General features: G+C 63.0%; 19 protein-coding genes, 1 other RNA gene and 1 pseudogene. 10 read left to right on the plus strand and 11 right to left on the minus strand.

The features are described from left to right. Positions 1–238: 238 nt before the first annotated feature. From ABS769_RS07415 to ABS769_RS07440, 6 genes and pseudogenes are all read right to left on the minus strand, one after another. Positions 239–1,486, minus strand: a pseudogene (locus ABS769_RS07415) (dipeptidase); the annotation flags it as partial. 134 nt (positions 1,487–1,620) lie between these two features. Next, complete coding sequence (locus ABS769_RS07420) at positions 1,621–2,097, minus strand: hypothetical protein (protein WP_023905845.1); 477 nt, start codon at positions 2,095–2,097, stop codon at positions 1,621–1,623. 82 nt (positions 2,098–2,179) lie between these two features. Further along, the gene (locus ABS769_RS07425) at positions 2,180–4,315 is read right to left on the minus strand and encodes an acylase (RefSeq protein ID WP_317060459.1); all 2,136 of its coding nucleotides are present in this window, start codon (positions 4,313–4,315) and stop codon (positions 2,180–2,182) included. A gap of 11 nt (positions 4,316–4,326) precedes the next feature. Then, positions 4,327–7,074: a TonB-dependent receptor gene (locus ABS769_RS07430; RefSeq protein WP_317060460.1), complete on the minus strand. Its 2,748-nt coding sequence runs from the start codon at positions 7,072–7,074 to the stop codon at positions 4,327–4,329. A 157-nt stretch (positions 7,075–7,231) separates the two neighbouring features. Further along, a complete protein-coding gene (locus ABS769_RS07435) occupies positions 7,232–8,233 on the minus strand; it encodes a FecR family protein (protein WP_317060461.1) in 1,002 nt (333 codons plus the stop codon). 2 nt (positions 8,234–8,235) lie between these two features. After that, the gene (locus tag ABS769_RS07440; RefSeq protein WP_104551247.1) at positions 8,236–8,823 is read right to left on the minus strand and encodes an RNA polymerase sigma factor; all 588 of its coding nucleotides are present in this window, start codon (positions 8,821–8,823) and stop codon (positions 8,236–8,238) included. 95 nt (positions 8,824–8,918) lie between these two features. Between ABS769_RS07440 and ABS769_RS07445 the strand changes: the two genes are divergently transcribed. After that, positions 8,919–9,266 carry a hypothetical protein gene (locus tag ABS769_RS07445; protein WP_350498128.1) on the plus strand — a complete coding sequence of 116 codons (348 nt, stop codon included), beginning with the start codon at positions 8,919–8,921 and terminating at the stop codon, positions 9,264–9,266. A 159-nt stretch (positions 9,267–9,425) separates the two neighbouring features. Here the strand turns inward: ABS769_RS07445 and ABS769_RS07450 are convergent, their stop codons facing one another. Then, positions 9,426–9,743 carry a hypothetical protein gene (locus tag ABS769_RS07450; RefSeq protein WP_115041082.1) on the minus strand — a complete coding sequence of 106 codons (318 nt, stop codon included), beginning with the start codon at positions 9,741–9,743 and terminating at the stop codon, positions 9,426–9,428. Positions 9,744–9,786: 43 nt separating this feature from the next. Beyond that, on the minus strand, positions 9,787–10,953 hold the full coding sequence (locus ABS769_RS07455; protein ID WP_104551249.1) for a class I SAM-dependent rRNA methyltransferase: 1,167 nt from the start codon (positions 10,951–10,953) through the stop codon (positions 9,787–9,789). Positions 10,954–11,271: 318 nt separating this feature from the next. Here ABS769_RS07455 and ABS769_RS07460 point away from each other — a divergent pair, with 318 nt between their 5' ends. Together ABS769_RS07460 and ABS769_RS07465 are read left to right on the plus strand one after the other, a co-directional pair. Beyond that, entirely contained in the window at positions 11,272–12,228 is a 957-nt protein-coding gene (locus ABS769_RS07460; RefSeq protein WP_074056205.1) for a TerC family protein, read from the plus strand. A gap of 339 nt (positions 12,229–12,567) precedes the next feature. Next, entirely contained in the window at positions 12,568–13,356 is a 789-nt protein-coding gene (locus ABS769_RS07465; RefSeq protein ID WP_317060465.1) for a rhomboid family intramembrane serine protease, read from the plus strand. Between the two features lie 89 nt (positions 13,357–13,445). Here ABS769_RS07465 and ABS769_RS07470 read toward each other — a convergent pair whose 3' ends face one another. After that, a complete protein-coding gene (locus ABS769_RS07470) occupies positions 13,446–14,540 on the minus strand; it encodes a glycerophosphodiester phosphodiesterase (protein WP_317060466.1) in 1,095 nt (364 codons plus the stop codon). 77 nt (positions 14,541–14,617) lie between these two features. Between ABS769_RS07470 and ABS769_RS07475 the strand changes: the two genes are divergently transcribed. Beyond that, positions 14,618–14,693, plus strand: a non-coding RNA gene (locus tag ABS769_RS07475) — sX9 sRNA. A 97-nt stretch (positions 14,694–14,790) separates the two neighbouring features. Here the strand turns inward: ABS769_RS07475 and ABS769_RS07480 are convergent. Next, positions 14,791–17,091, minus strand: coding sequence for a TonB-dependent receptor (locus ABS769_RS07480; RefSeq protein WP_317060515.1), 2,301 nt, complete (start codon positions 17,089–17,091; stop codon positions 14,791–14,793). Between the two features lie 194 nt (positions 17,092–17,285). On the opposite strand from ABS769_RS07480, the gene ABS769_RS07485 reads away from it, so the two are divergent. Beyond that, positions 17,286–18,146: an acid phosphatase gene (locus ABS769_RS07485; RefSeq protein ID WP_317060467.1), complete on the plus strand. Its 861-nt coding sequence runs from the start codon at positions 17,286–17,288 to the stop codon at positions 18,144–18,146. Positions 18,147–19,227: 1,081 nt separating this feature from the next. Here the strand turns inward: ABS769_RS07485 and ABS769_RS07490 are convergent. Continuing rightward, the gene (locus tag ABS769_RS07490) at positions 19,228–19,593 is read right to left on the minus strand and encodes a hypothetical protein (RefSeq protein ID WP_317060468.1); all 366 of its coding nucleotides are present in this window, start codon (positions 19,591–19,593) and stop codon (positions 19,228–19,230) included. A 656-nt stretch (positions 19,594–20,249) separates the two neighbouring features. Here ABS769_RS07490 and ABS769_RS07495 point away from each other — a divergent pair. The 5 genes from ABS769_RS07495 to ABS769_RS07515 are packed head-to-tail and all read left to right on the plus strand — an operon-like array spanning position 20,250 to position 25,308. Further along, positions 20,250–20,936, plus strand: a complete 687-nt coding sequence (locus tag ABS769_RS07495; RefSeq protein ID WP_317060469.1) for an ABC transporter ATP-binding protein — start codon at positions 20,250–20,252, stop codon at positions 20,934–20,936. Beyond that, positions 20,923–21,885: an HlyD family secretion protein gene (locus ABS769_RS07500; RefSeq protein ID WP_166766715.1), complete on the plus strand. Its 963-nt coding sequence runs from the start codon at positions 20,923–20,925 to the stop codon at positions 21,883–21,885. The genes ABS769_RS07495 and ABS769_RS07500 overlap by 14 nt, the downstream gene beginning before the upstream one ends. Further along, positions 21,882–22,847 carry an HlyD family secretion protein gene (locus ABS769_RS07505; protein ID WP_317060471.1) on the plus strand — a complete coding sequence of 322 codons (966 nt, stop codon included), beginning with the start codon at positions 21,882–21,884 and terminating at the stop codon, positions 22,845–22,847. Before ABS769_RS07500 ends, ABS769_RS07505 begins: the two co-directional genes overlap by 4 nt. Then, complete coding sequence (locus ABS769_RS07510) at positions 22,844–24,073, plus strand: efflux RND transporter periplasmic adaptor subunit (protein ID WP_317060472.1); 1,230 nt, start codon at positions 22,844–22,846, stop codon at positions 24,071–24,073. Before ABS769_RS07505 ends, ABS769_RS07510 begins: the two co-directional genes overlap by 4 nt. Continuing rightward, positions 24,070–25,308, plus strand: a complete 1,239-nt coding sequence (locus ABS769_RS07515) for an ABC transporter permease (RefSeq protein ID WP_317060473.1) — start codon at positions 24,070–24,072, stop codon at positions 25,306–25,308. The genes ABS769_RS07510 and ABS769_RS07515 overlap by 4 nt, the downstream gene beginning before the upstream one ends. Positions 25,309–25,530: the final 222 nt, after the last annotated feature.

Consider the following 25,530-nt stretch of genomic DNA (forward strand, 5'->3'; position numbering starts at 1 on the left):
GCCAGCCGCTTATGCGAGTACCTGCCTGACAGCTAGCGCTGACGGACTTCGCGCGCCCCGATCAGCCAATCCGGCGGGAAAGCCGCAGCAGCAACGCGTCTTTACCCCAGCGCTGCACCACGGCCAAGCCGGCGCCCCATCGCCAGGCCCGACGCAGCACCCAGCCCTCCGCACGATGGACCGCCTTGGCTCTGCGAATCCCGAATCCCGCCTGCCGAATCCCGGCACCAGGTGCCCTACCGATTCCCGACTCCCGATTCCCCGCCGCATACGCCTGCGCCTGGCCCATCACCCGCAACAGGTTGCCGCCCCAGATGCCGGCGATCTGCTGTTCGGTGTAGCCCTTGCGCAGCAGCCAGGCGGTGATGCGCGGGAGCTTGGAGACGTCTTCCAGCCCGACCACCCCACCGCCGCCGTCCCAATCCATGCCGATGCCGACGTGCTCCGGCCCGACCAGCTTGAGCACATGCTCCAGATGGGCGAAAAAATCCTCTTCGGTCGCCCGCTTGATCGGGTAGCGCGCATCCAGTTCCTTGAGTGCGGCGCTCAGAGCGGTGCCGTCGGCGATCTTGACGTGTTCCCAACCGCCGTACTGGCCGGTCAACGCCTTTTCGGCGGCCTTGCGCTCGGGGCTGGCGCCGCTGTCGACCAGATAACCGCCATAGGAATTCACCTGGATCACGCCGCCATGCGCGGCCAGCACCTTCAAGCGTGCGTCGTCGATATTGCGCGGGTGGTTGAAGACCGCACGCGCACCGCTGTGCGAGAGCACGATCGGCACCGGCGATAGCGCAATCAACTGGTCGAACACCGCATCGGAGGCGTGCGATTGATCGATCACGATGCCCAGCGCCTGCGCCTGCTGCACCAGTTGCTTGCCGGCCGGGCTCAAGCCCTTCCACTCCGGCCCCTTGGGATCGGTGGCCGAGTCGGCGAACTCGTTGTTGAGAAAATGCACGGTGCTCATCAGGCGCAGGCCTTGCGCGTAATAGAAGCTCAGCAGCGTGGGGGCGGCCACCAGCGGGCTGGCGTTTTCCATGCTGATGTACACCACGCGCTTGCCATCGGCCTTGATGCGCGCGGCATCGGCGGGCGTGGTGGCGAAGGCGAAGCGCTGTGGTTGCGCGGCCAGCAGCGTGTGGATCTTCAACAGCCGCTGCAGACCGGCATCGCGATCGTCCAGATGCGCGGCCGCACTGCGATTGCCCTGCGCGGTATAGACCGCCCAGAAGCCGCCATCCAGCGCGCCTTCGACCATGCGCGGGTAATCCACCTGCGACAGCCGGTTGCCGGCATGCGCCTGCAACACGTCGAAGTCGGGGCGCTCCAGATTGGCCGGGGTATCCAGATGCGAATCCAGCGTGACCAGACGCTGTTGCAAGGCGGTGGCGCGCGCCAGCTCGGCCTTGGAAAACTCCAGCGCGTAGCTGGGTGCGGCCACGGCCAGACTCAGGAAGATGGCGGTGCACAGGCGGTGCAGGGTCATGGCAGCTCGCAGAAGGTGGGGGTGGATCGATCATAGCCGCGCAGGGATCGGCCGATCTCTGCGCAGAACGCGGGGCGCGGGCCGCTGCGATGCGCAGTCGCAGACATCACCGCCTGCAACCACGCACCAACGCGTCACTTGCGCTCGAAGAACTCGTGATAAGCCTTGGATTTGCCTTCCGGCGACTTGCCCACGCCATTGCGGATCAGCGTCTTGCCGTCGGCAGAAAACGTCCAGAACTCGCCGACGATCACGTCGTCGTCCTTCATCTTGAGGATCTGGTAGGTATCGGCGCCGGTCTTGCTCACCGCGATCTGGTTGAAGCGCGCCTGCTCGTTGAGCGGGCTGGGTTTGCCATCGAGCGTGGTGACGTAATCGACCTTGTACGGTGTGGCCGGGCGGGTGGTGTTGATGGAGTGGTATTCGATGCGGTTGTCGGAGAACTGCACGTTGATGGTCAGGCGCATGCCCTTGGGGAACTTGCCGTCGCTCCAATTGGATTTGGATTCCACCAACGTCCAGGCGCCATCGTGCGGATCGGCCGCGAATGCGGTGGAGGTGGCGGTCAGCGTTGCGATGGCGAACAAGGCGGTGGTCAGAAAGGTGCGCATGGGCAGTGTCCTTGGATGCTGGGATGTCAGGCGGTGATGCCGGGTGGCGGCTTCAGGTGGGGCCATCGTCGGAAGGTGATGGTCAGAAGTCGGTACGCGATTCCAGGTGTTGTTCGACCTGTTCGCGGGTGGTCCACAAGGTGCGGAACTCCCCCCTGGACAGCAGCTGCAGCTGGTCGCTGATGTGCGCAGAGCCGGGCTGGCTGGCATTGCCGTAACTCATCAAGCCTTTGGCCTTGATGGGCGTGGAAAACTCCACCAGCGACACCCAGGTTTCGCCGTGCTGCGGCAGGCGTTGGCCGGCGGCGTTGGGCGGGTTCCAGGTGATCACATCGAACGCGCCGAGATTGCCGAAACCGCCGCGGCCAGGCACATCCACCTCGCCCAGATGGAAGCGCGAGACCTCGCCGTACGGCCGGTCGATGGCGCCATAGGTTTGTTTGGTGCTGGCGACGGCCTGCTTGAGTTGACGCAGCGCCAGCGCCGGGTCCTTCAAGCCGCTGGGTGTGGTCAATGGCGCGGCCAACGACCACGGCGTGGCGTAGCCGGCTTGCGAAAGGTAACGCGCATCGCCAGTGAACAAGCGCGCCCATTCCTCGAACAACAACGCGCCACGGCTATCGGTTTCGAAGTGGCGGTCCCAGGCCTTGAGCACGGCGATCGCAGCGGCGATGTCCGGATCGGTGCTGTCTGCGGCCGCGGCATACAGCTGCGGCAATGTGCGATCGGCCGCCAACGCCTGCGCGGTGCGCTTGAGCGCGACGAACTGGTCGAAGTCGATGTTGTCGTGCTCGGCCAGCATCTTTACCGAGTTCTGCGCACGCAACGACATCGGCCCGACCGGTGCGACATACGCGGGAAATGCGCTCGGTTCCAGCACGCGCGGCCAGCTCGACAGCCACGGCGGGTCGTTGGTGTTCTGCACGAAACCGCCGGCCGGATTGATCACCTTGGGCAACTCGTCGTAGCCGTGCACCTCGCGCCACAACGTGGCTGCGGTATCGCCCGGCACCAGCCCGCTCCAGTACTTCAGATCGCCTTGCGCGTGTTTGGGCAGGATGCCGTTGTCCAGAAACAGCACGTTGCCGGCTTTGTCCGCGTAGACGATGTTGAACATCGGCACCTGCAGCTGTTTCAGCGCGCGCTGGAACTGCGCAAAGTCCTGCGCCTTGCCCATGTCCCAGTACTGCTTGAGCATATCGGGGCGATCCAGCCCTGCCACGCGCAGCGCCACGGTGCTGCCGTCGTAACGCTCGAACACCGGGCCGTGCACGCTTTGGCGAACTTGCAGCACCTCTTCCTTCAGCGCGCCATCGGCCTGACGGATCTTCAAGGTCCTGGTCTCACGCTTGAACGGCAGCACCTTGCCGTCCAGCAGATAGCCCTCGCCCGACAAGCTGAGTTTGTAGGTGGTCTGGCCCAGCAGCGTGTTCACCGTATTGGTGAAACCCAGTTGCTTGTTGAAACCGAAACGCAGGATCGGTAGGCCCACCTGGGTGGCGCCGTACAGATCCACGCCGGGCCCGTTGAGATGCGCTTCGTAATAGGTGAAAAAGCCGCTGCCCCACGGCAGATGCGGATTGGCCAGCAGCATGGCGTGGCCGTCGCGGGTCTTCTTGGGCATCAGCGCCCAGGCATTGGAACCATCGCGGGCCTGGCCGTCCTTGGGCGGCTCGCCCAGCACTTTCGCAGGCGAGGCGATGTAGACGTAATTCATCAGCCGGTGCGCGTGCGCCACCACGTCCACGCCGGTGATCGGCAGCACCACTTTGACCTCGGCATCCAGCGCTTCCGGGTGTGCGGCGGCGTAGTCGTTGATGCCTTGCGCGAATGCATCCAGATCGGCGCGAAAGCCCGGATCCTGCTGCCGATACCACTGCTGCGCGCGCGCGTAGACATCGTTGGTGGCCAGCCAGCGATCCTGTTCGATGTAGGTGTCGCCCCAGTATTCGGCGGCGCGGCCGCGCGCTTCGCCGTAGAGATGCAGCAGCAGATTGCCGTGGCTGTGCGTTTGTGCCCAGCCGAAGCCGTAGAAGGTGCCGGCCTCGGTCCTGGCGTAGACATGCGGCACGCCGTAGCGGTCCCACAGGATCTCGCCTGTGTGTTTACCACTGCTGGCGAGTACCGCCATCGGGGCGCATGCCAGCGCGATCAACAGCAACCCTGCGTAGGTGAAAGCGCTGCGCGAACGCGCCCGCATCAAAGACAATTGCGGCACTGGATCACTCCTCAAAAGGTGTACGTCAACTTGGTGTAGTAGGACCCGCCGGTGAAGCCATACGGCACGCTGGTGACGTAGAAACCGCTGCCGGTACTGGCGACTACGCCGATGTTTTTGGGGTATTGGTTGAACAGGTTGTTGGCGCCGAGCGTCCAGGTGATGCGATCGGAAAGTGCGTAGGACGCCTCCAGATCGGTGATCCATTTGGCCGGCACGTGCTCGTCGTTGGCCGGGTTGTTTTCCAGCACATCGAAGCTGCCGAAGCGGTTGACGCGCACGTTGAGCGCGAAGTCGCCGATCACCCAGTTGCCGCCCAGCAGCAGCTTGCTGCGCGGGGTACGCGACAGATAGCCGCGCGAGGCGCGGTCGAACAATTCGTAGCCGGCGCCCAGCGAGTCCAGTGCGGCCGGGTTGTCGGCGATGCGGGTGATCTCGGTTTTGTTGTAGTTGTAGCCCAGGTTCCAGTTGACCCGGCCCCAGTCGCCGGCCTCCATGCGCCAGGTGGCCACCACGTCCACGCCTTCGGTGCGGGTGTCGATGGCGTTGGTGAAGTACTGCGCGCTGTCGACCCCGGACACACCGGCGCGGGTGAGCAGGTCGGTGATCGCCGCACCGGTGATGTAGCCGGTCATGCCGATGCGGTCGTCCAGATCGATGCGGTAGGCATCCACGGTGAGGCTGAGCGCGCGCGAGGGGTTGTAGGTGAAGCCGATACTGGCGTTGGTGGATTCTTCCGGCTTCAGCGGTTCGGCGCCGAGTGCGAGCGCGGCGGGGGAATCCACCGGCAGCGTCTTGGCCAGGAACAGCTCGCGATCGCCATTGTCCAGCGTGCGCCAGCTGCTGTTGGTGGCCGCGTACAAGGCCTGCGCCAATGCCGGCGCGCGGAAGCCGGTGCTGGCCGCGCCACGCAGCGCGAAGGTGGGGGTGATGGCCCAGCGCGCGGTTAACTTGCCCACCGCGGTATCGCCGGCCGAATCGTCGAAGCGCTCGTAACGCCCGGCCAGACCCAGCGACACGCTGTCGGCCACGTCCCAGGTCAGGTCGACATAGGCCGCGCCGCTGTTGCGATGCAGGCTGCCGGCTTCGTCGGGCTGGAAGGTGATCGCGCCCTGCGCGCCAGGGGGCGGCGCCTGCCCGGCACGCGGATGGCCGGCCGGAAACACGTAGCTGCCGGCCGCATACGCCGCCTGCTCGCCGGCCTGGATCTCGTATTTTTCGTAGCGGTGCTGCACGCCCAGCGACACCTGCAACGGACGCTCGGCCAGCTGCAGGCCGCGGGTGATGTCCAGGCTGGTGGTCCAGTCGGTGGAGGTCAGCTGGCCTAGATAGAACTCGGTGGGGCTGGTTGGCCCCAGGCTGGCATTGAGCGTGTGCAGCCCGTCGCGTTCGGAGGCGTTGCTGCCGTAGCTGGTGGCCAGGTCCCAATCCCACTCGCCCCACAGGCCCTTGATGCCGGCGGTGAACTCGTAATCGGTCTCGTCGATGCGCAGGCGCGGGCTGTACCCGTCCGGGTAGATCTCTTGCAGCGTGTTGTTGGCATTGGGATTGCGGAACGACCATTCCAGGTCGCTCAGGCGGCGGCTATAGGTGGCATAGGAATAACCGCGCAGGTCGCCGCCCAGGCCGAGTTCGGCGTTGTAGGACAGGTTGGCGCCCTTCTGCCAGGGCTGGCCGAAGTTGCGCGTGATCAACCGGTCGGCGCTGGCCTCGCGCGGGTCCGGCTGGCCGTTGACCGGGTAGTACAGCCGGTAATCGTCGGCCACCGGCACCGCGCGATTGGAGGTTTGCTGATACCTGGCGTCGGCGGCCAGATAGACGAAGCCGTCGCTGCCCAGCGCCAGGCCCTTGCCGATGCTGGCGCTGCTGCTGTCGCCATCGGCGCGGTCGATGTTCTGGCCCCACAGGATGTCGGCCTTGCCGCCGTCGGCATCGGATTTGAGAAGGATGTTGATGACGCCGGCGATCGCATCCGAGCCGTATTGCGCGGCGGCGCCGTCGCGCAGCACTTCGATATGGTCCACCGCCGAGACCGGGATCAGGCTCATGTCCACCGGCACCGAACCACGGCCGACGATGCCGGCGATGTTGATGCTGGCGGTGCGATGGCGGCGCTTGCCGTTGACCAGCACCAGGGTGTGATCCGGGTTGAGCCCGCGCAGCCCGCCGGTGGCGATCACATACGAGGTGCCGTTGCCGGATTTGGCCGGCGCATTGAACGAGGGCACCAGATCGTTGAGCGCCGAGAGCAAGCCCGGGCGGCCGGTCTTTTCCAGTTCCGCCGCGCCGATCACATCGATCGGGGTGGGACTTTCGGTGACGGTGCGCTGCACGCCGCGCGCGCCGGTGACCACCACCGCGTCCAGATTGCCGACTGCGGCGTCTGCGGGCGGCGCGGCGGCGGGTGCGTCCACTTGTGCATAGCCCACGCCGGGATGGCCGTGCAAGGCGGCGGTCATCGGCTGCGCCGAGGCCAGCGTGATGCGTTCGCCGTCGTCTTCGACCACGCTCAATCCGGTGCCGGTCAGTAATTGCCGTAGTGCCACTCGCGATTCCAGCGTGCCCTGCACGGCCGGCGTGCGCACCTGCTGCAGGTATTCGCCCGGTGCCACGATCTGCACGCCCGCTTGCCGCGCGAATTCGGGCAATGCCACCACCGCGTTGCTCTCCGGTAGCGAGAACGTGCGCCCCTGCGGTGACGCTGCCAACGCATGCCCCGCTGCCATCATTGCGGTTGCCGCCGCGATTGCCTTGCTCAAACGCCTGGTTGCTGCCTGCATCACTGTTCTCCGCGGGCGCGCGGGCGCCGCTGTTTGATCGCTGTCACCGTTGCTGTCTGGCTCCCCTGTGTGTTCGATGCGTCGCCGCCGCTTTTCCGCCATGGACATCGCATGAGGTGACGCACGGCCATGCACATCACTGCGCGATTGCCCCGCGCAGATGGATGCCGCCACGGGTGTGTTCGATCTGCAGGCCCATGCTCAGTGCGACAGAACGTGCGAAGCCTTCCGGATCGTTGGCCGAGTACAGGCCGACCACGGTGCGTCGCGCCACGGCGGGGTCGTCGATCAGGATGCGCATGTCGTTGTAGCGGGCGAATTCGGCAGCGGCCTGCGCCAGCGTGTCGCCATCGAAGGCGATCATGCCGTCGCGCCAGACCAACAGCTGCTGCACGCGTTGCGCGTCCAGCGGCTGCAGCTGCACTGCCCGCGTCGGGCTGACCATCGCCAACATGTTGGCTGCCACCCGTTGCGGTGCGCGCTGCTCGGCATCCACTTCGACGGTGCCTTCGCGCACGAGGACCTTGACTGCATCGTCCTGCCGGCGGCGCACGCTGAAGCTGGTGCCGACCGCACGCACTTCCGAGCCGGCCGCCATCACCACGAACGGGCGATGGCGATCCTTGGCCACATCGAACAAGGCCTCGCCACGCAGCAGCTGGATCTGACGCCGGTCGGCGCGGTATTCCACCACCACTTCCGAGCCGGAGTTGAGCGTCACCGCCGAGCCGTCAGCCAGTGGCAGGCGCAGCACCTCGCCAATGCGGGTGAGGTGATGGCCGCTGCCGGGCGTGCCGCTGCCCGCCACGGCCTCACTGGGCATGCGATTCATGCGCATGGGTTGCTGCAGCGCCAGCATGCCGCTGGCTGCGGCGACCACGCTGGCCGCAAGCGCGGCCAACCAGGCACCGCGTCGGCGCGCACGCGCGTGCCTGGCCTGGGTCTGTACTGCGAAGCCCTGCCCCAACGCACGCGCGCGATCGAAATGCAGATGCACCGCGTGCGCACGCGCATACGCCCCGCGATGGCGCACGTCTGCGGCCAGCCAACGGTCGCGCTGCGCGCACTCGGCCGGCGTGAGCCGGTCGCCGTCCTCGCGTCCCACCCAGGCGGCGGCAATGTCGTCGATGGTGCGCATGCTCAGGTGCCACGCTGCGGGTCGGCCAGGCGAGTGGCCTGCGCGTCGTGAACGGCGGCCGGTGCGGAGACGCGGGTGCGGCCCATGCGGGCCATCAGCAAACGCAATCCCTTCACGATGTGTTTTTCCACGGTGTTCTCGCTGATTCCGAGCCGCGCGGCGATCTCGCGCTGCGACAGTCCATCGACCTTGCGCAGCAGAAATACCTGGCGGCATTTGTCCGGCAGTGCGGACAGCGCTTCGCCGATGCGGCGCAGCTCCTGACCGGCAATGGCGTGGCGCTCGGGTGAGCGCTCGTCCTGTGTGATGTCCAGGCGCTCGATTTCCGCCACGCTTTCGATCGAAACGATCCTGGCGCGCCGCACCTGCTGCAACAGCACCGACTGCGCGGCGGTGAACAGATAGGCGCGCGGGTTGGCGATATGACCGACCTCGCCCAGCCCGGCCAGGATGGCGTAGGTCTCCTGGATCACATCGTCGCAATCGACGGTGCCAGGGGCGTGCTTGCGCAGCCAGCGCCGCAGCGCCGGCTCATGCGGCAGGATCTGCGTCGCCAGCCAGGCGGCGCGCTGGGAATCGATGGCCGGCATCTAGGGCGCGGCCGCTGACGTGCCCGCACGTCGAAGTGAGGAAGTCATTGCGTTCTCCGGGGGATTCGAGCGAATGACCTGCTCTTGAAGTCACGATGCGTCAGCGACGCACCTCCGCCATGCCCTCCGACGGGTGGTTCGCTGCGATGGCACTACCCGCGCAGATCGCGCCAGAAATCGACAATGTCCGGTGGGATGCGGCCAACGAAATGGCCGTTGGCAATGACCTGACTGCTTTGGGTTATGCAGGCGCGCCATGCACCAGAGCGCGCTGCCACGCGACTGCCCACACCACGGTGATGGGCGGCGCCGTGCAGGGCAATGCGGTACTTGGCGGTCTGACCGTGTGGCATCCGGGCGCGACGATCGGCACCAATGCGCAAGCGAGTACGGTGTTTGTGGGCCGGGCGTGTTCTACGGCTATGTCGATCCGGAGACCATGACAAATCCCGAATTCGGGGCCGATCTGCGCCAGGCGGTGCCGGAAATCACCGCGCGGCCGGCGGGTTGGTGATCGGTTACCTCTGCAGCTGCAACCAACCGCAGGTCATCGCCTGATGTGACCGATACGCGCAGGCCGGAATGGCCTGCGACACGCGGTTTTAGTCGCCCAGCTCGGCCAAACGCGCGCGCACGCTCTCGACATCGATGTGCTCGCGCACATGCGGCCACTGCCGCGCCCACACCGAGCGGAACACGATCCACGCACCGAACACGCCCAGACAGGTCGAGCCCAGCGCCAGCAGCAACGGATGCAACGGCGAGCCGCTGCCGGTCTGGAACAGATACATGAAGGCCCCGGAAAACAGCAGCCACACGCCGAATACCGGCCAGTTGCTGGCCAGCAGACTCGCGTTAGGCCGCTCGATCTCACGCAGCAACCGGGTCAGCGCCTTGCGTTCGTCATCGTCCGGTGTCATCGACTGGCCGCTCCACGGGTTGATCGCCGTCTTGATCGCCGCGCTAGATCACGCGGCAGAATACTGCCTTCAGATAGCGCGATTCCTGCACGTGCGCCATGAACGGATGGTCCGGACCGGCACCGGCCACCTTCAGGATCTGGATGGTGCGCCCGGAGAAATACGAGGCGCGGCGCAGCATGTCCAGAAACTCCTGCTCGGCCACCAGCCCGGTGCACGAGAACGTGGCGAACAGGCCACCGGGCTTGACCACGCCCAACGCCAGCTTGTTCATGTCCAGGTATTTCTTCAACGCCGGAATCACCTGCTCGCGGTCGCGCGTCATCTTGGCCGGGTCCAGAATCACCACATCAAACTGGTCGCCGCGATTGGACGCATCGCGCAGCCACGGAAAGATGTCGGCCTGCACGAACTTGGGGCGCACGTTGTTGAGCTTCGCATTGCCCTTGGCCAACGCGATCACATCCTCGTCGATGTCCACGCCCAGCACCTCCGAGGCGCCGCGCGCGGCCGCATACACCGCAAATCCGCCGGTGTTGCAGCACAGGTCCAGCACGCTCTTGCCTTCAACCTGCTCGCTCAACCACTGGCGGTTTTCGCGCTGATCGGCAAAAAACCCGGTCTTGTGCGCCCCCGCCGGGTCGGCGCGGAACTTGATGCCGTACTCGGTGATCACCGCCGCTTCGGTGGTGGTGTTGCTGTGGAAATCGAAGCTTTCCTGCTTTTGCACGTGCTCGTCGGCAAAACTGTGGAAGCGGCAGCCGGGGAACTGCTCGCGCAGCGCCTCGTAGATCCATTCGCGATGGCGGAACATGCCGGCGGCGAAGAACTCCACCACCACCAGGTCGCCGTAGCGGTCCACCACCAGGCCGGACAGGCCGTCGCCTTCGCTGTGCACCACGCGCCAGGCGTCGGACACGCCATCGAGCTTGAGCCAGTCGCGGCGCAGGCTTACCGCGGCGGCGATCTTGCGCGAGAACCAGCCCGCATCCACCGGCACCGACTGGTCGGTTTCCAGGATGCGCACGGCAATGCGCGAATGGCCGTTGTAGAAGCCGCGGCCGATCCACTCCCCATCCACGCCGACCACATCGACGATGGTGCCGGGTTTGGGCTTGGCGGCGGGCTTTTCCACCAGCTTCTGGAAGATCCACGGGTGGCTGGAGCGCCACGCATTCTTGAGTCGGACGACGGGGACAGGAGTATTCATCCGTCCATTGTATCCGGCTGGATTGACGTGCCTGAGCCCGCAACGCAGAATCGGGCTCAGAAGGGGAGTAGCTCCCAGGAACGGCCAACAGAACGTCGCAGCGGTCATGCCATCGTTCGGGAAGTCGCTCCAGCGTTGTCGCCGTCATTACGAGCCCTGTCATCAGGCGCTCCGGTGCAACGGCAACCGGCCCACACCGGTTGCGAGCGAGACCTTCGCCGCGCAGGCGAAGGTCCGTCACCCGGAATCCACGATTTCCGTGTCACAAGGCCTCAGCCCACCGGCTGTCCAGGTCGTTCCACTTTTCGGGATTCTTTTATGCAAACCATTGGCAATGTCTGGTTATGGGGTGGCTTCGCGATCGTGGTGATCGTGGCGCTGATGGTCGATCTGGTGCTGATGCGCCATGGCGGCGCGCACAAGGTGACCTTCAAGGAAGCCACCTGGTGGAGCATCGGCTGGGTGCTGCTGGCACTGGCCTTCAACGCCGGGCTGTGGTGGTACCTGCAGGGCAGCATGGGCGACGCGGCGGCCGACCGGATCGGGCTGGAGTTCCTGACCGGCTATCTGGTCGAGAAATCGCTGGCGGTCGACAACATCTTCGTGTTCCTGATGGTCATGACCTACTTCGGCGTGCCCGAAGAACAGCGCCAGCGCGTGCTGATCATCGGCGTGCTGGGCGCCATCGTGCTGCGCGCGATCATGATCTTTGCAGGCTCGGTATTGCTGACCAAGTTCCATTGGCTGCTGTACGTGTTCGGCGCGTTCCTGCTGCTGACCGGTATCAAGATGTGGTTCTCCGCCGGCAAGGAGCCGGATCTGGAAGCCAACCCTGTGCTGCGCTGGATGCGTGGCCATCTGCGGCTCAGCCCGCAGTACGACGGCAACGCGCTGAGCGTGATCAAGGACGGCAAGCGCTGGTTCACCCCGTTGTTCGTGGTGCTGATCCTGATTGCGGTGATCGATGTGATCTTTGCGGTGGACAGCATTCCGGCGATCTTCGCCATCACCACCGACCCGTTCATCGTGCTGACCTCCAACGTGTTCGCAGTGCTGGGCCTGCGCGCGATGTTCTTCCTGCTGGCCGGCATGGCCGACCGCTTCCACCTGCTGCCGTACGGCCTGGCGGTGATCCTGGTGTTCATCGGCACCAAGATGATGATCATCGATCTGTACAAGATCCCGGTGCTGGTCTCGCTGGCCGCGGTAGTGCTGATCCTGATCTTCACCATCGTGCTGAGCCTGCTGCGTCCGCCCAAGCCGGCCCGGCACTGACGGGCCGGGATTGGGGATTGGGGATTCGTGAATGGCAGCGCCGCGTGCACTGCTCCCAACCATACGCACCGACCATCTCCACTGGTCCTTGCCCGCCCACCGTCGCGGGACCTTACGCGGCATGGATGCCGCGTAAGAGCCTACACGGACGTACTTGCGGCGTGTCCCGCGATGGTGGGCGGGCAAGGACCCTGCAGCCAAGCCGCAGATCGTCCGTGATAAGGCGCAGGCCGATCCGCCAACGATCGGCGCCAGGAGTGGATTATCCCGTCGCCGGGCCTGCTTATCCCGCGCCGGATAGGCTTGTAAAAAAACCCGCGCGACGCCATCCGTGAAGGCATGACACAGCATCCTGTTGCCGCCGCCGACGCCACCGCCCAAGACCGCCTGGATCGCTCCCGGGTCTTGCGTGCCTTCAACTTCAGCCTGGCCGCCGTGCTGCTGCTGGTGGCAGTGTTCACCGCCCAGGGCATGTTCGACTGGCGCGCCTGGGCCGTGGCACCGCTACAGGCCGACGGCCTGCTCGGCATTCTCACCGCACCGCTGCTGCATGGCTCGCTCGCGCATCTGGGCGCCAACGCGGCCGCCCTGCTGATCCTGGGCACGCTGGCCGGCAGCGTGTATCCGCGCGCCACCGCCATGGCGCTGCCGTTGTTGTGGCTGGGCTCGGGCCTGGGCGCCTGGCTGCTGGGCGAACCCGGCAGCCGCCACCTGGGCGCCAGCGGCGTCACCCACGGGCTGATGTTTCTGGTGTTCGTGCTCGGCCTGCTGCGCCGCGACCGCCCGGCAATCGCCACCAGCATGATCGCCTTCCTGTTTTACGGCGGCATGCTGCTGACCATCCTGCCGCACGAAGCCGGCGTGTCCTGGCAATCACACCTGGGCGGCGCCGTGGCCGGCCTGATCGCCGCACTGCTGCTGCGCCTGCGCGACCCGCAACAGGCCAAGCCGCGCTATAGCTGGGACGACGAGGACGAAGACGCCGCCTGGGAAGTCAGCACCGCCGAGCGCGACGTGCTGGAACCGCCGCCGCCGCGCCAGGTGCCGGTGCTATGGCAACGCCAGGACGACGGCTCGCACAACGTGGTGCTGCATTTCCCCCCGCGCGAACGACCGCCGGGGACGTAGGAGCGCGCTTGCGCGCGATGGGGCGTTATCGGTAACGCCTCATCGCGCGCAGGCACGCTCCTACAACGGCTGATTGCGAGGACGCGCCGTTACTGACGCGCGTTCAACGCACGCCGCGCCAATCCCGGATCGTCGGCAAAGAACGCATCGATACCGGCATCCAGATACGCCTTCAGCTCGGCCAAAGCGCCCGCCTCGTTACGCTCGGTCACCGCGCCAGCACTGCGATTGTTGATCGCCAGAAAATAATTCTCCGGGCGGAACGTATACGGCTGCACCTGCAATCCGGCCGCATGCGCATCGTGCACCAGGCTGGTCGGCGTGCCCAGCCGTTGCTGCGCATCCAACGGAATGATGCTGCGGATGTCCGGGCCGATCGCATCGGCATAGCTGGCGATCTGCTTCAGCCCTTCGGGCGTGATCATCTGCCCGTAGGTGCGTGGCGCGTTGCCCACACCCGCATCGGGCAGCGCCATCTGCGCGCCACCCAGCAACTGCAATAGACGGATGTTGCTGGTGCGTCCGATCTTGCCGCGCAGGTAGCGCAAATTGCCGGTCTCGAATGACTGGATCACCACCGGCGCCGTCTGCGTGTAGGCATGCGCACGCAAGCTCGCCAGCACCTTGTCTTCCATCGCCAGATGCAGCGCACTGAAATAGCTCGGGTGCTTGATCTCCGGAATCAGCCCGATGGTGCGCCCGGTCGCTGCCGATTCGGCTGCGACAAAATCGATGATCTCGTCGAAGGTCACGACCTGAAACTGCCCATCCCAACGCGTGCCACGCAATTGCGGCAGCCGCTCGCGCGCGCGCAACGTCTTCAATTCGACAAGACTGAAGTCTTCGGTGAACCAGCCTTCCATCGGCTGGCCATCGATGGTCTTGCGGGTCTTGCGCGCGGCGAACTCAGGATGGCTGGCCACATCGGTGGTGCCGCCAATCTCGTTCTCATGGCGTGCCACCAGCACGCCATCCTTGGTCGACACCAGATCCGGCTCGACGAAATCGGCGCCATCGACAATGGCCTTGGCGTAGGAGGCCAACGTGTGTTCCGGGCGCAACGCGCTGGCACCACGGTGCGCAAAGATCTGCACCGTTTTCGCCAACGGCGCTTCTGCCACTGCGGGGCCGCTCATGCCGACCATCATCGCTCCCAACACTAGAACACGGTGGAACTGCATCATGCATTTCTCCAACGAAAAAGCAGCCATCAAAACCAAGGCGTGATCGCCAGGCGAACGCGGCCGATTGGCGGTGCGGCATGTACGACACATACACCCCGCTTTCTCCGCATCGTCCGCACCCGCCTGACAACCACGCGCTACGTCTTGTCAGCCACTCTAAAACTAACAGCGTCCATCAGCATCGGAAATCCGTAAGCAGCAGCAAGACCCGCCGTTACGAATCCCCAATCCCGATTCCCCAATCCCTAACTCAGAACTTCGCATCCAACGTCAAAAACACCTGCCGCGGCGCGCTCGCATGGAACGCCAGCTGACGCCCATTCGGATCGCTGTTGGCGAACGCGGTGAGGTTGGACGCGTAACGCTTGTCGGTGAGGTTGGTGACGTTGAGCGAGAGCTTGAGGCCCTGCAGCACGCCGGCCTGGCCGAAGTCGTAGCCGGCGCCCGCATCGAACGAGGTGTAACCGCCAAAGCCCTGGTCGTTGGTGTAGGTGTAATACCGCTGGCCGGTGTACTTGCCGCGCAGATTGACGTTCCAGTTGGCGTAGTTGAAGGCGATTTCGCTGGCGAACATGCGCTTGGGCGTATCCACCGTGGTCTTGCCGGCAGTGGCAATGGTCACCCCGTTCTGCACGTAGTTGTCGTCGTAGGTCGAACGGTTGATCGAGGCCGAGTTGTACCACTGCAGGTAGCTCGTAGGCTTCCAGATCACGGTCAGTTCGCCGCCGCGGCTGCTCACCGAGCCCACGTTGAAGAAGCGCGTGGTGCACGCCGGCGTGGTGCCCTGCTGGATGCTGGCGCAGGGATTGAGCGAGAGCAAGCGGTTGTCGAAGGTCACGTCGTAACCGACCAGCGAGGCTTCGAAGTGATCGCGTACAAAGCGATAACCGGCTTCCATGGTGCGCGACTTTTCCGGCTCCAGCGCACCAACGCTGGCATCGAACGAGGCCTGCGTCACCAGCAACGGACCGCCGGCGCCGCCGCCCTGGAACGCGGCGATGTTTTCCGCATACGAGGCGAACACTTCCTGCCCTTCGGCCAGGCGATAGCCCAGACCGATCTGCGGCAGCACCGACTCGCTGGCCTTGATCGAGCCGGTCGCCACCGGCGCTTCCACTGCGATGCCCGGTGTCTCGCGTGCGGTCATTTCGGTGCTCGGGCTCTTGATGCCCAGATCCACGCTCAGGCGCTCATCGAAGAACTTGAAATTGCCCTGCACGTAGAACTGCCGGGTGGTGATGACGTAGTTCTGCGAGAACAACCGGCGGTCCGGATCCTGCAGGAACTTGTCGTCGCTGACCGGCCCATCGATCCAGTAGAAATTGCGCTCCACATCGTGGTGGTTGCGCTCGTACCACAGCCCGGCTTCGAGGTGATGCGGGCCCAGGTTCCAACCGAGCGAGGCGATGCCGCCGGTGCGGTTGATCCAGTAATTGGTGCTACGAATCGAAATCGGCAATGCCTGCGGCGTACCTGGATTGGATGCCTGACCCGGCGACCACCAGTGGCCCTGACCCTTGTTTTCGTGGTGATAGACCTGGGTGTGCAGGCTGATCGCATCGTTGGGCTGGAAGTCGCCGGCCACGTAGAACAGATCGTCGTCGCGCAACGCGCGGCTCTGGTAATAGGCATCGTCAACGTTGTCCACGCCGCCACTGAAACCGCAGCGTGCCGCATTCCGCGTGGCCGGTGCGCAATACGCCGCGGCCAATGCGCGGTTCCAGTCCGGCGCGTACAGATTCCAGTCCCAACCCAGGCCACGCGCCATGCCGCTCTTGGACAGATAGGAATAATCCGCCTGCGAGGTGCGCGAGGTATCGGCGAACGCGGTCAACTTGCCGCCGTCGAACTGGTACACACCCTTGGCATTGAACTGCCGCGTGGTGGTCGGCGAATCCGGACGTGCCCACATGTCGGCTTCGGCGTTGATGCCCGACACATATGCCGAAAAGCCGTTGTAGTCACCGGTGTCCACACGCAGGAAGGTGCGGCGGTTGGCATCCGACCCCAGCGTCTGCGACAGCTGCCCGCCGAACACGCTGGACGGATCGGCCGAGTAGTACTGGATGGTGCCGCCGAGGTTGCTGGTGGAGGCGGTGCCCAGCGCACCGATGCCCGAGGCCAGCTCCACGCCGCCGAAGTTCTCGGCGATCAGCGCGCGGCTGATATTGAGGCCGTTGTAGTTACCGTAGGCGTTGTCGCCCAGTGGCAGGCCGTCGAGCGTATAGCCCAGGCGCGTGCCGTTGAAGCCGCGCAGGCTGATCGTCTGCGACTCTTCGTTGGCACCGAAGGCATCGTTGGATTGCACGTTGACGCCCGGCATGCGGTTGAGCAGCTTCTGGATGCTGGTGCCCGGCGGCAACACCGGAATGTCCTGCTGGGTGATGCGCTGCACCTGACGCGTTTCGCCCTGGCCGATCACCGAGACCGCATCGAGCTGCTGCACGGTCGTGCCGGTGTCGGCAGTCACCTCGGAATCGGCGGCATGGGCAGCCGGCGACAACACGAGCGCGGTAAGAACGGCGGCACTTAACAGATGGGTCTTGGGCATGAGCGGCATAGGGGACGAGTCAAAAGATGACGGCAAGCGTGCGACAGCTGTCTTGCGCCGATGCGACCGGGACATGACAGTGCTGCGACAGTCGCTGCGCATCCCGCGCCAGTGCTGCGTTGCGCTGGCATGCACATGTCATCTGCGCGTCGTAATCTGCAAGCTCTTCCATGCGCGTTGTTGAGGGTTGGTCCATGTCGCATCGCAGTGCTCGCTCTTATCCTCGGACGCTGACCGGCATCGCCATCGCCGCGCTGGTCGTCGGCAGCGGCATGCTGAGCGCGCGGGAAAAACCAGCATCGACAGGCCCGGTGATCGCCACCGATGCGCGTGGATATCTTGAAAAAGAACAGTTGCCCGACAGCCTGCGCCTGGTGCCGCCACCGCCGCAGGACGGCAGCGCCGCGCTGGCCAACGACGAAGCCATCGCCAAGGCGATGCTCGCGTTGCGTGGCACACCGCGTTGGAACCTGGCCACACAGGACGCCGCACTGACTTTCCCCGCTGCCGCCAGTCACTTCAGCTGCGCGCTTGGCGTGCAGATCGACCAGACCAGCACCCCACACCTGCTGCGCCTGCTCGAACGCAGCATGCGCGACGCCAGTAGCAGCACCAGCGCGGCCAAGGCACGCTACCAACGCCCGCGACCATTTATGCGCAATGACCAACCGATGTGCACGCCCGCCGACGACGCCGCGCTGCGCAAGAACGGCTCCTACCCCTCCGGGCACACCGCCATCGGCTGGAGCTGGGGCCTGATCCTGGCCGAACTCGCCCCTGCACAACGCGACGCCCTGCTCGCCCGCGGCCGTGCCTTCGGCGACAGCCGCCTGGTCTGCAACGTGCACTGGCAGAGCGATGTCATCCAGGGCCGCATGATGGCCGCCGCCACCGTCGCCGCGTTGCACGACAACCCTGAGTTCCAGAAAGACCTGGCTGGGGCACGCCGCGAAATCGCGCAGGCGCGTGCGAAGCAGTCGGGAGCGCTCGTGGAATCGCCAGCCTGTGCGGCAGAGAACGCTGCACTGCAAACCGTGCTGCCTGGTGTGATGTAGGAAGTAGTGCGGAGATTGCTGCACGCGACACATGACGCAACAACTGATTGTCATCGCATAGGCTAATGTCGCCTAGCGTTGAACCGTTGGCGCTCGCTGGCTGACCCATTCCTAGCGAGCCGGCCCATCGTAAAGCAGAAACTTCCTTGGCACGGACCGTAGCAACTACGGTCAAACAATAAAAATTCACGCTTTACCAAAGAGCAGTTGGCTATGCGCTCAAGCAGTCAAAGTTGGGATGGCTGTCGAAGGAGGGCTACTAGAAAAGGGGCCTCAATGAAGCTGCGTTCTACATATGGCGAAAGAAGTGCAGCAGCCAGAAGCCGTCTGAGTTCAATCGCCTTCCGCTGTTGAAGGAGAAAGCCGCTAGCTCAAATAGCTGGTGGCGTACTGCTTCCGGACAAGGCGATGCTGAAAGAGGTGATCATAAAGAAACTCTGAAGCCTGCCCAGCGTCACCCAGGTAGGACAGCTATGCAAACGCTCTGGCATCAGCCTATGCCGCAGTTGCAGACAGTGTCGATATATTGAAGTCCAGCTGAAGATAAAACATAGAGAAATATAATTGCAGCGTAATGAGCATGCGAGCAAGTGCTCGCCGTTGTGCACGGGAAGACCATCTAAAAATAGTAAAATTCACCACACTTATAAATTTGAAGACCTATATTTAAATGTTCAGTTTTCGTTGCAATCGCAGCACACGGCGACGCCTGCCAATTACGGGCACTAGGCGGACTATTGGCGATCGGCTTGTGTGTGATGCACTGCTTGATGGTTGCGGTTTTCGATCACTGACCGTGGTTGACGTCACCTCATGAGTAGTACCTGGACATTTTCGTAGACAAGCCTTCGAAAATGACGGCGGCGCGAAGGGGGCTAGAGACTCAGCGAAATCGAAGGGTGGCGGCGCTTTTATAACGAGAAGCTACAGCACCATACACTAATGTGAAGAAACCATGAAGATCGAAATGACGAAATAAAAAAGCAAATTCCAGGCATCTTAGAAAGGGCACCGCAGCCGTGGTTGGGGCACGCGAAACAGGCAGGCCTCGTGGACGAAGATCCCGGCTGATATTAGTGTCTCAATGACCGCTGATCGGAGGGCAAGCGGCATCGGCCCAGCAGGGTGTTGGTACCACAGCGCCAGTCTGGCATTTAGGTCCTACAATCTCGGTGAAATAAGGTGCCTCCACTCCATCAAGTACTACCCACCCCTGATCATTATTTGCGTAGATCGGACAGCTGAGCATCCCATGTCCGGCCCATTGTGTTTTAGCGGAATCGTGATAATAAATTCGCGTAAGCTGATTAGGTTGGTGGCGAATAGCATGCGCGGTGAAGGCAGCCACCAGCAGCACCAAGAAAGCATATCTAATTTTCATTTCACATTTCCCTATTGAATATTGATGGATATCGCTATCATCCAAAATAGCTATAACTTCAGCCAAACTTGTTGCCGATGGACCACAGGGATAAGCGTTAGAAGCAGCTCAACCTAACTCATAGCTTTAAACCTTGCATTTCTTAAGAGAACTACTTCCACACATGGAATTCGGAACTCCTGGCTAAGTCCACTTACATTTGAATCGCGCCGCACCCACTTTTGTATACGCTTTGTCAGAAACGGGGTATGTAGGGAAATTCCGTAATTTTTTTAGGGAAATTACTATACGGCAGCTTCGTCGAGAAATTCTTAAGAGAATTTTTTCTAGGACGCGACGCGCTAGAGGCTGCATTTTCCTGATTGCTAAATTTGCTTCTATTTGGTTGTCTCAAGAAAGCGTGTACAAGAGTAGCGATTAGGCATCGACTCATGCTTCAATAGCTATGAGCAAAGGGAACCGCGATTGAAAATGGCCGTGCGAGTTCCTGTCTAGCAGGCGTTGCTAGATGCAAAATTTCCACATTGAAATTAGGAGTTCTCCTCGCAAAATCAGACGAAGCCTTGGATTGCCTAATAGTCGCCAGCACTGCTAACTGGCTCCCCTCATCGTTCATAGCTTTTCTGTGGGAGATTGGTTTGATCCATCTAATACTCGATGTGGAAAATTCTGACAGCGCAAGTTAATTTTCTTCTGGCTTCGAATCCTATGGACATAACAACGTGATTGAGTTGCAGGGCGTTAGTCGCCGTTACGCGATGAATGGACAGACCGTCCATGCGTTGGCCGGGATCGACCTGACAGTCGCAACCGGTGAATTCGTTGCCGTCACAGGCCGGTCCGGTTCCGGCAAGTCGAGTCTGCTCAACATTCTCGGGTGCTTGGATCATCCTAGTAGTGGTTGTTATTTGATTGACGGCTGTGACGTGGCGAATCTGAACGACGCAGATGCCAGCGACATCCGCAATCGGCGCATTGGCTTCGTATTCCAGAGTTTCCATCTCTTACCGCGGCTAACCGTCCGCGAGAACGTACTCTTGCCGCTGCGTTTCCATCGCGATCCGCCAACTGGTGCCGAAGCGCGGGCGGACACCCTGCTCTATCGGGTGGGTTTGTCGCAGCGTCGCGACCATCTCCCCGGTGAACTGTCGGGCGGACAAATACAACGCGCTGCAATCGCACGCGCGTTGTTGCTGGAGCCTGCGCTGCTGCTAGCCGACGAGCCCACCGGCAATCTGGATTCGAAGAGCGCCGCAGATGTGCTGGCGCTTATCGACGAGGTCCATCGCGGCGGACAGACCGTGGTGATGGTGACCCACGATGCGGAGATCGCCGCCCACGCACCGCGTCAGGTGCGTTTACGTGATGGCCGCATCGAACACGACGGGGCGGTCCATGTCGCGTCTTGAAGGTGTGGCCTTGATGCTCATGCTGTTGGCGACAGCGTCTGCACAGGCGGTCGTTCTAACAGGTGAGGTGCGCTCAGTCGGCGCACAGCAACTGATCACACCTCAATCAAACATGTCGCCGGTGACAATCCGCTTCTTCGCGCCCGAGGGTCAGGCGGTTAAGGCAGGCGATCCGGTGCTTCGAATTGATCCCGGCCAATCGGCGGCGCAGGTGCCCGATCTCGAAGCGCAGATCGAACAGTCGCGCGCGAAGATCGCGCGCGACGTTGCTGGGCTGGAGGTCAAAGCTGTCGATGCCGAACTCGCACTGGTTGATGCCGAGGCGGAACTGGCAGCGGCGAAACTCAATGCGTCAATTCCAGCCAATCTGATTGCCGCGCTCGACCACGATCGCTATCGGGGGGAACTGGACTCCGCTATGCGCGAGACGGCGCTCAAGCGCCGCGAACTTGGCAGCGCTAAGGGTGCCGTCGTGCGTCGCACCAAGGACGGCCAGCTGGAAATCAACAAGTTGGTCGTGCAGCGCGACTACCACGCCGCGCTGGTCCGCACCTCGGAAATCCGCGCAGACCGCGACGGTATCGTCGTCCATGGCTTTAACAACAACTGGATCGGCGGCCGCATCGACGAAGGCTCAACGACGATGCCGGGCAGCCGAGCTGGCGAAGTGGTCGGCGATGGCCGCATGGAAGTCCGCGCCTGGGTGCTGGAATCAGATCGTAGGGCGATCTGGGTGGAACAGCTTGTGCGGCTGCGTTTCGACGCCGTGCCCGGTCAGGATGTCGGGGGTCGCGTCACCGCGATCGCAGGCGCGCCCGAACGCAAAGCCGAATGGGGTGAAGGGCGATACTTTGCCGTAGACATCGCGCTCGACCAGACCGAGCTGCCGTTGCTGCCGGGCATGAGCGTGCGTGTCGTAGCCACACAGTCCGTTGGTGCGGTGCGATGAGCCGCACGTCTTGGACGACCGCGCTTGTGCTGATATGGGTCGCAGGCCTCGCGACGGCGCAGGCCCCATTGCGCGTGGATGGCGAAGTCTATGCCCCTAATACCGCAGCATTGATTACGCCTGCGGTGGATCGCCTATCGCAGTTCAACATTACCCAGCTCGCGCCCGATGGTGCACAGGTCAGAGAGGGTGATGTTGTTGTGGCTTTTGACAGCAACGAGATCATCCGCCAACTTGGCGAAAAACAGAGCCAGCGTGAAGCCAAGCGGCGTGAGCTCAGGAAGCTTGACCTCGATCTCGCCGAACGCGCTCGTAGCGAAGGACTGTCAACCGCGCTTGCCGCCGCCGAACTCGACAAAGCGCAACGCAAGACCGAACAGCCACAGGAACTGGTCGCCGCACTCCAGTACGCCAAGCTTATGGCAGAACGCCGGCGTGCCGAACGCCGCGCGAAACTGGCAGTACAACGCGAACGTCTGTTGTCGGTGCAGCGCACACAGGAGCGCCGTGTCACCACAGCCGAACTCGCGCAGTTAGAAGCCGATGTAACGCGACTGGGGACCGCGCTGGCAGCGATGAATGTCACAGCCCCGCGCAGTGGCGTAGTGATTCACAAGAGCAGCTGGAACAATGAGAAGTTCGATGTCGGTTCTCAGGTTTGGCGTGGACAGACGGTTGCACAGATTCCTGACACGACCACGCTGGCCGTTCGTGCCGCGCTGCCAGAGCGCGAACTGGCGCGCGTATCAGAAGGCATGCCAGCGAGAATCATTGTCGAAGGGGGCGGTGGCAGCATACATCGCGGCACAGTCAAAGTGATCGGTCGCGCCGTGCACAGCAAATCTCAGGTGCAGCCAATTCCCATGCTCGATCTGGAAATCACGCTCGACGCCCCTGCGACGCAATTGCGCCCCGGTCAGTCGGTCCGTGTCGAGCTCGGTAATCCCGATGGGGTGTCATGATGATCCAGCGTGCAGTGCTCATTGCGTCCGTGCTCTTATTAGCCGCATGCGGCCCTATGCCATTGCCAGTTGCGACAGAAACGCTTGCAGAAACCGATCTCATACTGAGCGTGCGCGGCGAAGGAGAGCTGCGTTCGACCAAGCCTACACTGCTCAATGTACCCGGCAGCAATTGGTCGTCGCGACGCGTGGAGTGGATGCTGCCCGAAGGGAGCGTGGTTGCCGAAGGGGATCTACTCGCCCGTTTCGCTTCACCCAGCGGCGAACTGCAACTGGCGCAGGCGATGATCGAACTGCAGCGCAACGCGCTGTCGCGCGCGGCTAAGGAGAGCGAGCTGGAAGCCGCGATCGGCCGCGTCGAAGTTGATCTGTCGGAGGTCGCGGTGCAGCTGGGCATCGCGCGTCGCTACTCCGGTGCCGATCTGTCGACGCTCGCGCGCGCTCAGATACTCGATGCGCTTGAGGATGCACGTTATTTGGAAACCCGCCAGAACGTACTCGCGTGGCAACGCGACCAATCCGGAGTCCGCAGCGGTGCAGAATTGGCAGTGCTCGAGGCGCAGCGTGCTACATATGATCTCAACGCGCAGCAGCGACAAGGCGATCTCGATGCACTGGAGCTGCGCGCGCCTAACGCCGGTATTCTGCTGCTGACATCGAACTGGTCTGGCGACAAGCCGATGGTCGGCACAACTCTATATGCCGGTACCGAGTTCGGCAGCCTACCGGATACCTCGTCGATGGAGGTCGAGATAGACCTGCCGCAGATGGAAGCACAGGCCCTGCAGACCGGCATGACGGTGTCGCTGCATCCGCTGGGCAGGCCCAAGCAAACGATCGCGACCGAATTGTCGTGGGTAGCCGGCGCAGCGACGGTAAAGGGACGCTACGACCCGGTGCGCTATCTCTCTATACGCGCACCAGTGTCGGCGGACGCGATCACTCGGCTTGGTCTCGTACCTGGGCAAAGAATGGCGGCACGGATTGAATTGCTGCGCGCAAGGTGTCTCAGCGTCGCTAACGTAGCCGTGCGGCAGCGAGATGGCCGCAACTACGTGCAAGTTCGACGCGGCCCTGGCTTTGAGGATCGCGAACTCGAGCTTGGGACGCGCGGGACCGCACGCGCGCAGGTGCTCTCCGGATTGTCTGCAGGCGACGAGGTGATGCTGTCGCCGGGCGGAGACCTGCCTGCGCTTGTGCGCGACACACCGGAGGCTGGACGGTGAGCAGGCTACCGCCAATCTGGCGCGAGGCAGTCGAGGAATTGTGGCGTCACCGCCTGCGTACGCTACTGACACTGCTGGGGATGATCTTCGGTGTGGGTGCGATTGTAGCGATGCAGGCGGTCGGTGAAGGCAGTCGTCGCGAGGCCTTGCGCCTGATTGAAGGCCTGGGCCTGCACAACCTGATCTCCGAAACACGGCAGCAGGACGACGCCACCCGCAAGGAAAGCCGTGTGCGCAGCCTCGGCCTGAGTACGGCCGATGCGGAGGCTGCGTTGGTCGTGGTGCCGGGCGCGCAGCAATGGGCTGCGGAAAAACGCGTACGCACGTATTCCATGTTCAGCGACTATGGCAGGAGTGATGCGCAGGCTAGCGGCGTCAGCGCTGACTGGTTTGCGCTCTCGTCGTTGGATATTGCCGACGGCCGTGCTTTCGATGCGGATGACGAGGCGGCATTGGCTGCGGTCGCGGTGCTCGGACACCAGGCAGCAGCCGATCTATTCCCAGGCGCCACCGCGGTCGGCGGGCTGGTCAAAGTCAATCATCTCTGGCTTGAAGTCGTAGGCGTGCTCGCCGATCGCGATCTGGGCAAGGACAGCTTCGAGGGTGTGCAACTGGGCGGCGAAAGCAATCGTGTTTATCTGCCATTAGCGAGTGCGCGCGCGCGACTGCGCTTCCAGCCACAGGAAGACGAAATCGACCGCTTCGCACTCCGGGTTGATGATCCCGCTCGCCTTGCAGCAGGTGCCGGCGTGCTCGCCGCTGTACTGGATCAACGACACGCCGGCGTATCCGATTACCAGCTGGTGGTGCCGCAACAGCTATTCCAGCAGCACCGGCGCACGCAGCGCATCTTCCAGGTGGTAATGAGTGCGATTGCTGGCATCAGCTTGCTGATCGGCGGCATCGGCATCATGAACATAATGTTAGCTAACGTGCTCGAGCGGCGTCGCGAGATCGGCCTGCTACGTGCGTTAGGCGCGCGACGCAGCGACGTGGTCGCACAGTTTTTGCGGGAAGCCAGCATGATCTGTGCGGCCGGTGCTCTGCTAGGTCTTGTATTTGGTACCGTGCTGGCCTATCTGATTGCCGCATTCGCCGACTGGGACGTGGCTTGGGCACCGTTGCCTGTGCTGCTCTCAACCAGCTTCTGCACGCTGGTCGGTCTGGCATTTGGTGTATATCCCGCACGTCAGGCAGCGCGGATGGATCCGATCGCTGCGCTTCGACACGAGTGAACCCCGTTAAATGTTGATGTCGACGATGGCCTCTTCCGGGATATCTTTCTGACTGCCGTCCATGACTTGGTCTGCTTGAACGTATAAGCAATCGTGCTACTCGGTAAAACATAACTTCTTCATTTCTTGACTCATCCTTGCTATGAGAGCAATGCGTCGAAGCTTCGACTTTAAGATTGCACAGATTTATTTGCGGTGGATCATCCATTATTGCAAATGGCG

Source organism: Xanthomonas hortorum (genome assembly GCF_040279205.1).
GTDB lineage: Bacteria > Pseudomonadota > Gammaproteobacteria > Xanthomonadales > Xanthomonadaceae > Xanthomonas > Xanthomonas hortorum_F.

Bases quoted from the DNA above. Each gene is read 5' to 3' on its own strand.
- ABS769_RS07435 (WP_317060461.1), bottom strand. From the start codon at position 8,233: ATGCGCACCATCGACGACATTGCCGCCGCCTGGGTGGGACGCGAGGAC.
- ABS769_RS07480 (WP_317060515.1), bottom strand. From the start codon at position 17,091: ATGCCCAAGACCCATCTGTTAAGTGCCGCCGTTCTTACCGCGCTCGTG.
- ABS769_RS07455 (WP_104551249.1), bottom strand. From the start codon at position 10,953: ATGAATACTCCTGTCCCCGTCGTCCGACTCAAGAATGCGTGGCGCTCC.
- ABS769_RS07500 (WP_166766715.1), top strand. From the start codon at position 20,923: ATGTCGCGTCTTGAAGGTGTGGCCTTGATGCTCATGCTGTTGGCGACA.
- ABS769_RS07485 (WP_317060467.1), top strand. From the start codon at position 17,286: ATGTCGCATCGCAGTGCTCGCTCTTATCCTCGGACGCTGACCGGCATC.
- ABS769_RS07445 (WP_350498128.1), top strand. From the start codon at position 8,919: ATGCGTCAGCGACGCACCTCCGCCATGCCCTCCGACGGGTGGTTCGCT.
- ABS769_RS07510 (WP_317060472.1), top strand. From the start codon at position 22,844: ATGATGATCCAGCGTGCAGTGCTCATTGCGTCCGTGCTCTTATTAGCC.
- ABS769_RS07440 (WP_104551247.1), bottom strand. From the start codon at position 8,823: ATGCCGGCCATCGATTCCCAGCGCGCCGCCTGGCTGGCGACGCAGATC.
- ABS769_RS07420 (WP_023905845.1), bottom strand. From the start codon at position 2,097: ATGCGCACCTTTCTGACCACCGCCTTGTTCGCCATCGCAACGCTGACC.
- ABS769_RS07460 (WP_074056205.1), top strand. From the start codon at position 11,272: ATGCAAACCATTGGCAATGTCTGGTTATGGGGTGGCTTCGCGATCGTG.
- ABS769_RS07505 (WP_317060471.1), top strand. From the start codon at position 21,882: ATGAGCCGCACGTCTTGGACGACCGCGCTTGTGCTGATATGGGTCGCA.
- ABS769_RS07470 (WP_317060466.1), bottom strand. From the start codon at position 14,540: ATGATGCAGTTCCACCGTGTTCTAGTGTTGGGAGCGATGATGGTCGGC.
- ABS769_RS07450 (WP_115041082.1), bottom strand. From the start codon at position 9,743: ATGACACCGGACGATGACGAACGCAAGGCGCTGACCCGGTTGCTGCGT.
- ABS769_RS07465 (WP_317060465.1), top strand. From the start codon at position 12,568: ATGACACAGCATCCTGTTGCCGCCGCCGACGCCACCGCCCAAGACCGC.